This window comes from Microbulbifer thermotolerans, from assembly GCF_001617625.1.
GTDB classification, from domain to species: Bacteria; Pseudomonadota; Gammaproteobacteria; order Pseudomonadales; family Cellvibrionaceae; genus Microbulbifer; species Microbulbifer thermotolerans.
This window is the reverse complement of sequence record NZ_CP014864.1, coordinates 2662774-2675821: the sequence shown is the minus strand read 5'-3', so window position 1 is coordinate 2675821 and position 13048 is coordinate 2662774. Positions and strand designations below refer to the sequence as shown.

Genomic DNA, 13048 nt, shown 5'->3' with positions numbered 1-13048 from the left:
ACCGATCAGAGGTTTCTCAAAGCTTACTGATTGCCTCCAGCTGTTGCTGCAGGCGCGCCTGGGCACTCAGCACGTCGGCCAGTTTATCCCTTTCTTTGGCGACTACTTCCGCCGGCGCCTTGTCGACGAACTTGGGATTTTCCAGCTTGTTCTCCAGGCGGCTGCGCTCTTTCGCCAGCTTGTCGATTTCCTTCTGCAAGCGTGCCGTTTCTGCCTGTACATCAATCAGCCCGGCCATGGGGACCAGCAGCTCCATGTCGCCAACCAACGCCGTGGCAGAAGCGGGCGCGGATTCTCCGTCGGCGAGCCAGGTGATGGACTCGAGGCTTGCGAGCTTGAGCAGCAGGCTGCGGGCCTGTTCCAGCAGTGCTTCGTCGCGCTGCGAGCCGTTGCGCAGCAGCAGCGGAATTTTCTTCGCTGGGGAGATGTTCATCTCTCCGCGAATATTGCGCACGCCTTCGATCACCTGCTTCAGCCAGGCGATGGCCGCTTCGGCTTCGGTATCGATCTTGTGATCGTTCGGCTCCGGGTAGGGTTGCAGCATAATGGTTTCGCCGCTTGCGCCGGCGAGGTCTTTCACCCTTTGCCAGATTTCCTCGGTGATGAAAGGCATCAGTGGATGCGCCAGCCGCAGTGTTGTTTCCAGTACGCGGATCAGGGTGCGGCGGGTGCCTTTTTTAATGGCGTTTGACGCGTTTTCGTCCCAGAGTATCGGCTTGGAAAGTTCCAGATACCAGCTGCAGTATTCACCCCAGATAAAGTCGTACAGCGCCTGGGAGGCGAGGTCGAAGCGGTAGCTGTCCATAGCTTCGCGCACGGCTTTTTCTGTGCGTTGCAGCTGGGAGATGATCCAGCGGTCGGCGAGGCTGAGTTCGAAATCGCCGCTGCCATCCTGGCCGCAGTCGTGGCCCTCGCAGTTTTGCAGCACGTAGCGGGAGGCGTTCCAGATTTTGTTGCAGAAGTTGCGGAAGCCCTCGATTCGGCCCACGTCGAACTTGATATCGCGGCCGGTGGATGCCAGCGAGTAGTAGGTGTAGCGCAGGGCATCTGTGCCGTAGGCGGCGATGCCTTCGGGGAATTCCTTGCGCGTCTGCTTCTCAATTTTTTCCTTCAGGTGCGGCTGCATCATGCCGGTGGTGCGTTTCTGCACCAGGCTTTCGAGATCGATGCCGTCAATCAGGTCAATGGGGTCTAGCACATTGCCCTTGGATTTGGACATCTTCTGCCCTTGGCTGTCGCGCACCAGTCCGTGCACGTACACGGTGTGGAAGGGCACTTCCTTCTTGAAGTACAGGGTCAGCATCATCATGCGCGCGACCCAGAAGAAGATGATGTCGAAACCGGTCACCAGCACCGAGGTGGGGTGGAAGGTTTTGAGTTCCGGGGTTTCCTCTGGCCAACCGAGGGTGCCGAAGGTCCAGAGGCCGGAGGAGAACCAGGTGTCGAGTACGTCTTCGTCCTGGCGCAGGGTGACTTCACTGCCCAGGTTGTTTTTCTCTCGCACCTCCTGTTCGGAGCGGCCGACGTAGACATTGCCTTCGTCATCGTACCAGGCGGGAATGCGGTGGCCCCACCACAGCTGGCGGGATATGCACCAGTCCTGGATATCGCGCATCCAGGAGAAATACATATTCTCGTAGTTCTTGGGCACAAAATTGACACGGCCGTCTTCCACCGCTTTGATGGCTTCTTCCGCCAGCGGCTGGGTTTTTACGTACCATTGATCGGTAAGCCAGGGCTCGATCACTACGCCGGATCGGTCGCCGCGGGGAACCTTCAGGGTGTGTGGCTCGACCTTTTCCAGAAGGCCCAGGGCGTCTAAGTCGTCTACAACCTGGGAGCGGGCGGCGAAGCGCTCCATGCCGCGGTATTTTTCCGGCACGTTTTCGTTCAGGTGTGCGTCGGCGTCGAGGATGTTGATCATCTCCAACTGGTGGCGCTGGCCCATTTCGTAGTCGTTGAAATCGTGGGCTGGGGTAATTTTCACGCAGCCGGTACCGAATTCGCGGTCTACATAGTCGTCGCCGATGATGGGGATTTCGCGTTCTGTCAGCGGCAGCTTAACCTTCTTGCCGATCAGGTGCTTGTAGCGCTCGTCTTCCGGGTGCACGGCCACTGCGGTGTCGCCGAGCATAGTCTCGGGGCGGGTGGTGGCGACCACCAAGTGGCCGGAGCCATCCGCCAGCGGATAGCGGAAGTGCCACAGGTGGCCTTGTTCTTCCTCGTTCAACACTTCCAGGTCGGAAATGGCGGTGTGCAGTTTCGGGTCCCAGTTCACCAGGCGTTTGCCGCGGTAGATAAGGCCGTCTTCGTACAGGCGGATAAAGACTTCCTGCACCGCCTTGTAAAACCCTTCATCCATGGTGAAGCGTTCGCGGGACCAGTCTGGGCTGGCGCCCAGGCGGCGCAGTTGGCGGGTGATGGTGCCGCCGGACTGTTCCTTCCACTCCCATACTTTTTCGATGAACTTTTCGCGACCCAGTTGATGGCGGTCTTGTCCTTCTGCGGCGAGCAGGCGTTCCACGACCATTTGGGTGGCGATACCGGCGTGGTCGGTGCCCACCTGCCAGAGCGTGTTATCTCCCTGCATGCGGTGGTAGCGGATCAGTGCATCCATGATGGATTCCTGGAAGCCGTGGCCCATGTGCAGGCTGCCGGTGACGTTGGGAGGCGGAATCATGATGCTGTAGGGATTGGCTTCGGTATCGCCGTTGGGCTTGAAGTAGCCGTTTTCTTCCCAGGTTTTGTACCACTGCTGTTCTATGGCGTTGGGCTGATATGTCTTGTCCATGCGGGTGGGAAACCTTGTTCTGCTCGCCGCGGGGGCTGGGAAATCACTCGAGGCCTGTCGCGCCGAATTCGCCGAAGTGACGGGCGAATCCGGTGCGGCCAGGTCCTGTGCCGGAACTGTTGGAAAAGGCGGGGATTATACCGCGCTACTGCTTGGCTTCCAGTTCGTCGAGCATTTTCTCGATGCGCGCGCGGAGCTGGCGCTCCAGTTCGGGTAGCTGTTTTGCCACCAGGCGGTCGACGAGTTGCTTGCGCTGGATTTCCTTATCCGCCGGTTGTGCGTCTTTCCCCGCTTGCGGAAGGAGTGGCGCGGGCTCTTGGGGTTCCGCGGCTGCGTTTGCCTTGGGCCCAGTGCTTTCCGCAGAAACTTCTTCGGCCGGGCTTGTCGCGGTCGCTGGTGCTTCGGGGGTGGGTTCCACGGTTTTGGGGACCCGACCGCCTGTCAGGCGCGCGCGGATATGGGCGGGCAGAAACGGGTTTTCCTTGGACGGGGTCTTGGTTTGAACGAAGAGTTCTCCCTGTCCCTGTTCCTCGGCGCTTTGAGCGGCATCGCCCGCTGCAGATTGCTTCTGTAGATGCGCGGCAGGCGGTGATGGGGGGTCTTCCCGTTCCCGCGGCGCCGCTGCGGCCGGGGCAGTGGAGGACTCCGTCAGAGGTGCTCCGCTTTCCGGGCGCAGGTTTTGTAGCGGGCGCAGCAGTTCGAGTTCTGACTCGTTGAGCTCCGGTTTGCCGTCGTCCGGCAGCTCTTCGTCTACGGGAGAGAAGAGAATCGGCAGGTCAATTTCTTCCAGCGGTCGGCGGGACGCCGGTCGCAGCGGCTGCGGTTTTGGTGTCCGCGCGGCGGACTGTCGGGACGGGACAGGCCCGGCCACCTGATCGAGCAGGGGGATATCGCCGAGTTCGTCACTGCCGAGCAGGTCGCGCAGGGTGTTCAGCTCATCGAGCAGTTCGCTGGAAGGCCCGGGCTGATGTCCGCGCTGTTTGTATTTGTTCTTCCGACGGGACATGGCTGGGTGAGTGCCTGCTTGCCGTGTGGTTAATGTCAGTTGATCTTGTGGGATTGTAACGGATATCCGCGATCGCGGAAGTGACAGAATCGCGTTCGGGAACGCGCCAGGGCGTCCGGTTGCTGCACGACGATTTCTGCCAGGCGCTCAAAGCGGCTGAACCAGCCGGGGACGTCGCTGCGCAGGTTGATCAGCAGACCGTGGTGCTGGCCCGGTTCCTCGCCGCAGTTGATTTCCACCGCTGCGTTTTCGCCCGCACTCTGCGGCGCGTGGGGCAGGAAGCTGTCCTCGCGGAAAGTCCACAGCAGTTGGTCCAGTTCGTTAGCCCGGGTTTTGTCGTCGACTGCCAGCAGCACGCGTAAGCCCGCGCGGTAGGCTTTTTCCGCCAAGCGACAGGCGAAAATATCGGCGTCCCGGTGCTGATCACCGGGGAGTACATAGAAGTCTATTCGGGTCATCTTTAATTCCAGCTCGGGCGAATGGGACGCTGTCGCGGAGGCGTCAGGCGCGGCCCCGCCCGCGCCCTTCCCTGGCCGCGGGGTGGGTCAGAGGCCGCGGCCACCGGGGCCGTCACCTCTGGGTTTTGCGGCTCATTTGCCCAGCAGGTACTCCACCAGGAGCGGCACGGGCCGCCCTGTGGCGCCCTTCTTGGCCCCGGAGTGCCAGGCGCTGCCGGCGATGTCCAAATGCGCCCAGGTGTAGTCTTCGGTAAAGCGGGATAGGAAACAGGCGGCGGTGACGGAGCCCGCCTCGCGGCCGCCGATATTCTGGATGTCGGCAAAGTTGGAGTCCAGCGCGGACTGATATTCGTCCCACAGCGGCATCTGCCAGGCGCGGTCGCCAGTGCGTTCGCCAGCGGCGAGTAGTTCCTGTGCCAGACTGTCCCGGTTGGAGTACAAGCCGGTGGCGTGACTACCCAGAGCGATGACACAGGCACCGGTCAGGGTGGCCACGTCGATCACCACTTCCGGCTTGTACTTGGCGGCGTAGGTGAGGGCATCGCAGAGTACCAGGCGGCCTTCCGCGTCGGTATTGAGGATTTCAATGGTTTTGCCGGACATGGAAGTGACGATGTCGCCGGGTTTGCTGGCGCGGCCGCTGGGCATGTTCTCCGCTGCGGCCACCAGGCCCACTACGTTGATTGCCGGTTGCAGTTCCAGCAGTGCGCGCATGACACCGAAGACAGCGGCGGCGCCGCACATATCGAATTTCATTTCATCCATTTGCTGGCCGGGCTTGATGCTGATACCGCCGCTGTCGAAGGTGATTCCCTTGCCCACCAGGACCACCGGTTTGTCTCCGGCCTTGCCGCCTTTGTAGTTCATGGCGATCAGCGCCGGCGGCTGTTCGCTGCCCTTGGCGACGCTCAGGAAGGCGCCCATACCGAGGGACTGCAGTTTTTTCTCGTCCAGTACGGTGGTGGTCAGTTTGGCATTGCCTTTTGCCAGCGCGCGCGCCTCTCCGGCTAGGTAGCTGGGGGTGCAGATGTTGCCCGGCAGGTTGCCCAGTTCGCGTGCCAAGTTGCTGCCGGCGGCCTGGGCGGCGCCTATTTCTACGCCGCGCTTCACTGCCTTGAGTTGTCCCCGCTCCGGCGCGTGCACGGTAAATTTGGCCAGTGGATTGTCTTTGGCATCGCTTCGGCAGCGGGTAAATCTGTAGGTGGCGAGGCCCGCGCAGAGGGCCAGTTGCTGCGCCTGCCAGGCGGTATCGGCATCGGCCACTTCCAGCTCTGTCAGATAGCTGCAGGCATTTTTGAAGTCTTTGGCAACCCCGGCGCTGTTGGCGGCGAGCTTGCGGAAGTCCGCGCGGTTGAGCGCACCGTCTGCGGCGCGCACCAACAGCGCCCGCTCCACCGGCCCTTCCACCAGATTGACGGTCAGGGTGCTGGCGAGTTTGTTGCCGAGGTCGCCGCGTTTCAATATTTTGCCGATGACACCGCCACTGACTTCGTCCAGGGCGCGGCCAGCTGCACCCAGACGGTTTTTGGCATCGACGGCAATGATGGCGCAGGCGCTGCGCTGTTTGCTGATATCGGAGACCTTGGCAGAGAACTGCATAATTCCGTTTCCTTTCATTGAAATCTGGTTCTATGTCCCGCGTTTCGAGACATTGCAAATAAATTTGGCGATAATGCGCCGCACAAGTTTAACTCCTGCGCCATAGGATTGTCGTAATTGGAGTGACTTGTTCATTATTTGATCCACAACTTACCGCATCGCTGTCACCAAGGAATTCATTCGCCCCGTGATTATTTTCCGCTATCTGTGCCGCGAGCTGCTTTTCGCCACGCTAGCAGTCAGCGCCGTGCTTTTACTGATGGTGATGAGTGGCCGTTTTGTGAAGTATCTGGCGGAAGCAGCTGCGGGCGACCTCTCCGCGAATATCCTCTTTGCCTTGATGGGATACCGCCTGCCGGGGTTTCTGGAACTGGTGCTTCCGCTCGGACTCTTTGTCGGTATTCTGCTCGCCTATGGCCGCCTCTATATCGAGAGTGAAATGACAGTGCTGCACGCTTGCGGTTTCAGCGAGCGGCGTCTGCTGATGTACACCCTGGCGCCGGCCTTTATGGTGGCATTGGTGGTGGCGTCCATGAGCCTTTATTTCTCGCCCACCGGCATGGCGCGGTCCTCCAGCCTGCTCACCGCGGATAAATCGCGCAACGAGTTCGATCACCTGGTGCCGAAGAAGTTTGTCGGCACGGAAGGGGAGCGCGCGGTCTACTACGCCGACTCCCTGAGTGAGGACAAGTCCACCATGCGCGATGTTTTCCTCGCCGAGCTGGGCAACTCGCGCGCGGATACAGAAACGGACCACCAGATCGTCACCGTCGCGCGGGAGGGGGTGCAGCGGATAGATCCGGAAACCGGGTTGCGCTATCTGGTGTTGCGCGACGGTTACCGCTATGAAGGCATACCGGGGCAGCGCGACTACCGTCTGATGAAGTTCTCCAGTTACGAAGTGCAGTTGGAGATTCCCGAAGCCCGCAGCCGTTGGCGCGACCGCATAGAGTCCGCATCCACGCTGGATTTGTGGCGTAGCGACAATCCTGTTGAGCGCGCTTATCTGCACTGGCGCTTCAGCTTGCCGGTACTGGTGCTGGTGGTGGCAGTGCTGGCGGTGCCATTGTCCCGCACCAATCCGCGGCAGGGGCGCTACGCCAAGATGGTGCCGGCGGTGCTGCTCTACATTACCTACCTGGTGATATTGCAAGGGGTAAGGGGGGCAATTGAAGATGGCAAGATTGGCAACCCAGCGGCCATTTGGCTGGTGCACCCGCCTTTTCTCATTCTCGGTCTTTTGATGCTGGGCGGACGCGACTGGAGGCGGCGGCCGAAGCGCGCCGCGGTACACGGCGGAGAGGGGCGCAATGCGTAAACTGGATGTCTATATCGGCCGCACTGTGGCCATGGCCGTCGGCGCCGTCCTGCTGGTGTTGATTGGCCTGGATGTGATCTTTGCCATTGTCGATCAGCTGGGCGAACTGGAGGACAATTACCAGTTTGCCGACGCGGTGCTGTATGTGCTCTGGACACTGCCTGAGCGGATCTACGAACAGCTGGGTTTCTCCGCCCTGGTGGGCTGTATGGTTGGCCTGGGCACCCTCGCCGGCACCAGTGAACTCACGGTAATGCGCGCTGCGGGCATCTCTATCGGCCGGATCGCTTGGGCTGTGATGAAACCGGTGATGCTGCTGATTGTGCTGGGGCTGGCGCTGGCGGAATTCGTGATACCGCATACCAATCAGACCGCGGAAAACCGCAAGGCTATGGCCCTTGGAGAACTGGATGACAGCGGCCTGGAGGAGGGGCTGTGGCTCAAGGAGGGCGATGAATTCGTACACTTTAATGCGGCGCTGCCCAGCGGCGAGCTGTACGGTGTTACCCGCTACCGGTTCGGCGACGAGCGCGAGTTGCAGCGGGTGGAATTCGCCGAGCGCGGCTATTTTGCCGGTGACCACTGGATACTGGAGAACAGCCGCACGACGACCTTTACCGCCGACCGGGCCCTCAGCGAGGTGAAGGCGCGGCAAGAGTGGCAGGCGGAAATTTCCCCGGAACTGTTCGCTCTGGTGGTCCCTCTGCCGTCGGATCTGTCACCGCGGAATCTCTGGGCTTACGGCAATTTCCTCGACCGCAAAGGGGAAGACTCCAGCCGTTATTGGCTGCAGTTCTGGAAGAAATTGCTGCAGCCGCTGACAATTGCCAGCCTGGTCATGGTGGCTATTTCTTTTATTTTTGGCCCCTTGCGGGAAGTGACCACCGGCCTGCGCGTCTTTACCGGCGTTATCGTCGGTATCGTCTTCCAGACGCTGCAGGATATGCTCGGGCCTTCATCGGTGGTGTTCGGCTTCCCGCCGTTTATCGCTGTTCTGCTGCCGATACTGCTCTGCTTTGCCCTTGGCTGGCTGTTGTTAAAGCGGGCTAGGTAAATTAAGGAACCTCTGATTAAGTCACTTTCTGGTGGCAGAGGCGCTTCGGGGGCGGATGTGAAGCTCAGGTGATAGGACGGGCATTTCGAAACCGTCGGATACAGGGATGTATCCGTCGGAGCTACAGGGAAGTACTCGTGCGTTTTCGAAATGTCCTTCCTATTGCCTGAGCGCCCCGGAAGCTACCATAGTGTTCACGCGAATTAATCAGAGGTTCCTTAACGGCCCTTCTTGGGTTTCGGCAGCAGACGGACTTCAGAGGCGGAAATCAGATCGTGCCAGCTGGCGCGGTCCGTGCGGGTCCAGGCCCAAAAGTATCCCAGGCCCAGGCAGGCGACCGACAGCGGGGCCATCAATACGCGCAGTGTGCACTGACGCCAGCTCAGTTGTACGCCGCCGGGACTGGCCAACAGGAGGCGCCAGGCGCGCATGCCGATGGTTTGTCCCGCCGCGCGCCAGGACCAGATGAAATAGCTGGCGACCACTGCCGCCATTCCCAGCGGAAAGAGCGTGTGGTACAGCGGTGTGCCCACACAGCGCTGATCCGGCAGGCACTCCAGTAGCCCCAGGGTTGAGGACAGGGGCACCACCAGTAATCCATACACCATCAAAAGCCCAGCCACTATCAAAGCGTCGTAAACCAGGGCCGCCAGTCGCCGGCCAACGCCGGCTCGCGGCAGTTGTGAGAAGGTTTTGGGGGTGGCTGAATTGGTCACTGTTGTCTCCGCCAGAGATAAATGGCGGGGATTCTATCAAATCGATGCCGGGGAAGGAGTTGGATGGAAATTGGGGGCGTTGGAAGATCGCCCCCGTTGGTGATACAGCGGCCCCCCTGGCGCACGATTGCAGCTGGGTGCCGGAATGCGATCTTTGCGCTCAGAATTCGTATTCGAAGGAGAATCTGAACTTTTCGTCTGAAAGGCGCACGTCGTAGTCCAGGGCTTTGCCGATAGTGCCGTGGCCACTGGTGTAGCGCAAAAGACCACTGCTGAAGTTGCGCTTGTTCTGCTCCCGGTAGGTTTTCCAACCCATTTTTAGAATTTCATTGAGGGCCTTGCCACCAGTGGTGGGCTGGAACTTGTCTGGGTTGGTGTGCATCTGCAGCCATTGATAATTGAGACGCCGCTGAACCGAATCCATGGAGTTGTTGCGTAGATTTTCCGCGGCTTCATATAGGGCGGCATTGTCCATGCCAAAGGCGCTGTCGGTAAAAAAAGCGTTGTCCGCCTGCAGATTCAGAGCGCTGGTGGAGTCGGGAATAAACAGTTCGTCGGCGAGGCAGGAACCGGACGTGGGAAGTAAAAGCAGACTAAATACAATTGTCAGGTGTTTGTTTGGACGGAATCGAAAACTGCTGAATTCCTTGGAGACTTCCATTTGATCTACCCCGGGGTGTCTACTTCTTAGCCAAGCGGCCGCAGTCGCCGTTGAATTTATTATGGTTCACCCTTAATGAACTGTTGTATCTCATATCTTTGGCGCCCCATGCAACCGGTATTTGTGGACGGGCTGGAAAAACTGGTCATTGCGCCACAGGCCGCGCCACTGTTGGTTTTTTCCATTCTTGTCGATCTTCTTCCAAAGGTGCGAAGCGGAACGCCAAAGTTTTTTATCCTGGTTCACACAATACGCCTGGTGCTTTAATGAAAACTTGATCTATGTCGCTTATTGAGTTTTCCGCGGAGGCAAAGGCACTTCCGACGTAATAGCGTGGGCGCGGTAAGGGTTCGAGAAGACCGCGCGAGGCCGGTGTGTGGCTTTATGTGAGTTTTCCCCGGTGTATTCGCCTGGCGTGCAGAAGATTGCAAACTGTGTCGCACTACACGCTGTTGACAGCGTTGTCTTTTTCGCTATGGTGACGCCAGCAATAAAAAAGATGAGAAAGCGCCATGATCCGTGTTCCCTTGATATCCGCACTGCTTCTGGCCGCGCTTTTATCTGCCTGCGACCGGTCCGGCGGCTTTCCCGCTCCGACCGGCAGTGAACGACTTTCCTCCGCAGAGCGGATTGCGCGCGATTTTTTGGTAACTCAAGAGGTGCTTACAAACTTCCAGGGGGTGGATGAACGGCTGCGCACTGAGTGCAAACGCGCTGGCGGCAGCGGTGCCATCTGCTCAAGCTATCGCATTTCGCTAATCAATCAGGGCGAGGCAATCCGGCCCGGAGAAGGCGATTGGGCCATTTACTTTCACAGCATCCGCCGCAGTCTGCGTCTGTTGAACCGGGATGACTTCACGCTCGAGCACATCAAGGGTGATCTGCACCGGCTGACGCCCACCGAGGCGTTTACCGGCATCGCCGAGGGTGAGACGCTGGCCTTTGACCTACTGGCGGAATATTGGATGCAGTCTGAATCGGATTTCATGCCGCGCCTGTTCGTGGTTGATGGGGCCGGTAAGGCCCATGTCATTGCTTCTACTGACAGCGATAGTATTGAAGGGTTGGCGCTGCCGATCACCTCTCATCATCCGGAAAATTGGAAACGCACTGCCGACGATGCCAATACACTGGCCACCCCCGCCAGTCGCTATGCTGCTTTCAGCACAAGACAACCGGACGGCGGAGAATCCTGGCGCACGCGCATAATTCCACGGCCGCAATTATTGGAAGTAACGGGAGAACCGGTGCGCCTCCGAACTGGCATCGCGGTGGACGCGGGACCTCTGGAGAGCAGGAGCCTGCACGCTTTTCGCCAGCGGCTTGAGCAGCTGGGGCTGGCACCCTCCGGCCCCGGGGCTTACCCGGTGCGGGTGGACATAGAACCGGAAGCCTTCAGGGAAAAGGTCGCGGGCGCTTACACTCTACAGACGAAAGCGCGCGGTGCGCGGATTATTGGCCGAGATCAGGCCGGCGCTTTTTACGGCCTGCAGTCCCTTTTGGCACTGGTGGATCTGCGCAGCCAGACACTGGCGCGGGTGCGGGTGGAAGATGCGCCACGTTTTCCTCATCGCGGATTTTCTCTCGACGTAGGGCGCAACTTTCACAGTAAGGCGGTGGTGTTGAAGTTGCTGGATCAGATGGCGGCCTACAAGCTCAACCGTTTTCACTTCCACTTGTCTGACGACGAGGGGTGGCGTCTTGAAATACCCGGCCTGTCTGAATTGACGGAAGTGGGGGCCAGGCGCTGTTTCGACCCCGGTGAAACCCGCTGTCTGCTTCCTCAGCTGGGTTCGGGTCCAAAATCCGACAACAGCGGCAGCGGCTTCTTTACTGTCGAAGACTATATCCACATCGTGCGCTATGCCGCTGCACGCCATATTGAAGTGATTCCCGAGTTCGACATGCCCGCTCACGCACGCGCCGCGGTGGTGGCGATGGAAGCGCGCTACAGAAAACTGGCCGATGAATCCGCACAGAGGGCGGCTGAGTACCGATTGATTGATCCACAGGACGATACGCAATACCTGTCGGTACAGTTCTACGACGACAGCTACATCAATCCGTGTATCGACTCTACCTACCACTTTATTGGCAAGTTGATCCGGGAAGTGCAAGCGATGCACCGGGCAGCCGGTGCTCCGCTGGCCAGCTGGCACTTCGGTGGCGATGAAGCGTTGAATATCCTTGCTGGCAATGGCTTCGAGGATGCTCCCGGCAGCGATCCAGACAAGGGCGATGTGGCATCGGTGAAGCGCCAGATGCCGTGGAGCGAGTCGCCAGCCTGTCAGAAACTCGTGCCCAAGGGCGAAGTGGAGGATCTCGGGCAGTTGGGTGCCTTCTTCGCCAAGCGGGTTAGCCGCCTGGTGGCCGAAGCCGGTATTCCCACTCTCGCGGCTTGGAGTGATGGCGTAAAACATATAGAGAATGCCGGTGAGATGCTGGCCACCAAGCGAAATTATGCCAATGCCTGGACACCGCTGTTCTGGGGCGGCGGTGCTGAAAGTGTGCGCTTGGCAGATGCAGGGTTTGGAGTGGTGCAGTCCCACGCGGATTTTCTTTATTTCGACATGCCCTACGAGCTGGATCCCAAAGAGAGCGGCTATTACTGGGCCTCGCGCTCAACAGACACCCGTAAAGCGTTCAGCTATGCGCCGCTGAACACCGCGCAACTGGCGGAAATTTCAACTGATCGCGATGGCAGGGGCTGGTCGGCGATGTCACCGGCGCCAGAGTTTGAGAAGAGTGTGCAGGGTATTCAGGGGCAGCTGTGGAGCGAGGTGGTGCGCACTGATGCCCAGGTGGAGTACATGCTATTTCCGCGCCTTTTGGCTTTGGCGGAACGCGCCTGGCACCGGGCGGAATGGGAGCTGCCGCTGGCGGAAGGACAGAATTTTTCCGCCCGGACCGCAGCTGTCGATAAGGCATCGCTCGACGCTGACTGGAACGGATTCGCTGCGGCGCTGGGGAACAGGGAGTTGCTCAAGCTGGATTTGAGCGGCATCGCTTATCGTATACCGGTGCCCGGTGTAGTGGTGGAAGATGGGGCACTGAAAACCGCGCTGCCTTATCCGGGATTGCCACTGGAGTATTTCGACGGCGAAAGATGGCGGGAACTGGAAACGAGTGTTTCGGCAGATGCGGTATGGGCGGTGCGCGCCCGCAGTGCCGACGGCCGCCGCACTGGGCGCGCGGCGATTTTGCGGGCGCTGCCTGCGGCGAATGCGCAACGTTGATCTCTGCGCGATCGCCCGGTGCTAACCGCTGGTAGTGCCCCGCCGGGGGCTACTCCGATGTATTCGCGGGCGGCGCCGCTAGTCCTGGCTCTCTAAACAGGGGGGAGCGCCCGCGTAGTACAAAAGTGCTTACCTGCGTACCCTACGGGCCACTTCTCAACCCCGCGGTTACCCCCCCCCTCTAAGTGATTACTTCTGCGTCCTTCCCC

The 13048-nt window shown here is 59.6% G+C and carries 9 protein-coding genes; 3 read left to right on the top strand and 6 right to left on the bottom strand.

Annotated features, from left to right (window positions below):
- Positions 1 to 16 precede the first annotated feature (16 nt).
- From A3224_RS11220 to A3224_RS11205, 4 genes are all read right to left on the bottom strand, one after another.
- Complete coding sequence (locus tag A3224_RS11220) at positions 17 to 2791, bottom strand: valine--tRNA ligase (protein WP_067154531.1); 2775 nt, start codon at positions 2789 to 2791, stop codon at positions 17 to 19.
- A 145-nt stretch (positions 2792 to 2936) separates the two neighbouring features.
- Positions 2937 to 3797, bottom strand: a complete 861-nt coding sequence (locus A3224_RS11215) for a hypothetical protein (RefSeq protein WP_067154528.1) — start codon at positions 3795 to 3797, stop codon at positions 2937 to 2939.
- 35 nt (positions 3798 to 3832) lie between these two features.
- Entirely contained in the window at positions 3833 to 4255 is a 423-nt protein-coding gene (locus tag A3224_RS11210) for a DNA polymerase III subunit chi (RefSeq protein ID WP_067154525.1), read from the bottom strand.
- Positions 4256 to 4387: 132 nt separating this feature from the next.
- Positions 4388 to 5854, bottom strand: a complete 1467-nt coding sequence (locus A3224_RS11205) for a leucyl aminopeptidase (RefSeq protein ID WP_067154522.1) — start codon at positions 5852 to 5854, stop codon at positions 4388 to 4390.
- A gap of 187 nt (positions 5855 to 6041) precedes the next feature.
- Between A3224_RS11205 and lptF the strand changes: the two genes are divergently transcribed.
- Positions 6042 to 7172: an LPS export ABC transporter permease LptF gene (lptF, locus tag A3224_RS11200; protein ID WP_067154519.1), complete on the top strand. Its 1131-nt coding sequence runs from the start codon at positions 6042 to 6044 to the stop codon at positions 7170 to 7172.
- Positions 7165 to 8226, top strand: coding sequence for an LPS export ABC transporter permease LptG (lptG, locus tag A3224_RS11195; RefSeq protein ID WP_067154516.1), 1062 nt, complete (start codon positions 7165 to 7167; stop codon positions 8224 to 8226). Before lptF ends, lptG begins: the two co-directional genes overlap by 8 nt.
- A gap of 218 nt (positions 8227 to 8444) precedes the next feature.
- On the opposite strand, the gene A3224_RS11190 is transcribed toward lptG, so the two are convergent.
- Positions 8445 to 8942, bottom strand: coding sequence for an RDD family protein (locus tag A3224_RS11190; protein WP_067154513.1), 498 nt, complete (start codon positions 8940 to 8942; stop codon positions 8445 to 8447).
- A 160-nt stretch (positions 8943 to 9102) separates the two neighbouring features.
- Positions 9103 to 9603 (bottom strand): hypothetical protein, encoded by a 501-nt coding sequence (locus A3224_RS11185; protein ID WP_139223228.1) that lies wholly within the window; start codon positions 9601 to 9603, stop codon positions 9103 to 9105.
- 512 nt (positions 9604 to 10115) lie between these two features.
- Between A3224_RS11185 and A3224_RS11175 the strand changes: the two genes are divergently transcribed.
- Positions 10116 to 12839, top strand: coding sequence for a family 20 glycosylhydrolase (locus A3224_RS11175; RefSeq protein WP_067154506.1), 2724 nt, complete (start codon positions 10116 to 10118; stop codon positions 12837 to 12839).
- Positions 12840 to 13048: the final 209 nt, after the last annotated feature.

What these genes read in the sequence shown, in the direction of transcription:
- A3224_RS11185 (WP_139223228.1), bottom strand. Translation starts at nt 9,603, where the DNA reads ATGGAAGTCTCCAAGGAATTCAGCAGTTTTCGATTCCGTCCAAACAAA.
- A3224_RS11175 (WP_067154506.1), top strand. Translation starts at nt 10,116, where the DNA reads ATGATCCGTGTTCCCTTGATATCCGCACTGCTTCTGGCCGCGCTTTTA.
- A3224_RS11215 (WP_067154528.1), bottom strand. Translation starts at nt 3,797, where the DNA reads ATGTCCCGTCGGAAGAACAAATACAAACAGCGCGGACATCAGCCCGGG.
- A3224_RS11205 (WP_067154522.1), bottom strand. Translation starts at nt 5,854, where the DNA reads ATGCAGTTCTCTGCCAAGGTCTCCGATATCAGCAAACAGCGCAGCGCC.
- A3224_RS11220 (WP_067154531.1), bottom strand. Translation starts at nt 2,791, where the DNA reads ATGGACAAGACATATCAGCCCAACGCCATAGAACAGCAGTGGTACAAA.
- A3224_RS11210 (WP_067154525.1), bottom strand. Translation starts at nt 4,255, where the DNA reads ATGACCCGAATAGACTTCTATGTACTCCCCGGTGATCAGCACCGGGAC.
- lptG (WP_067154516.1), top strand. Translation starts at nt 7,165, where the DNA reads ATGCGTAAACTGGATGTCTATATCGGCCGCACTGTGGCCATGGCCGTC.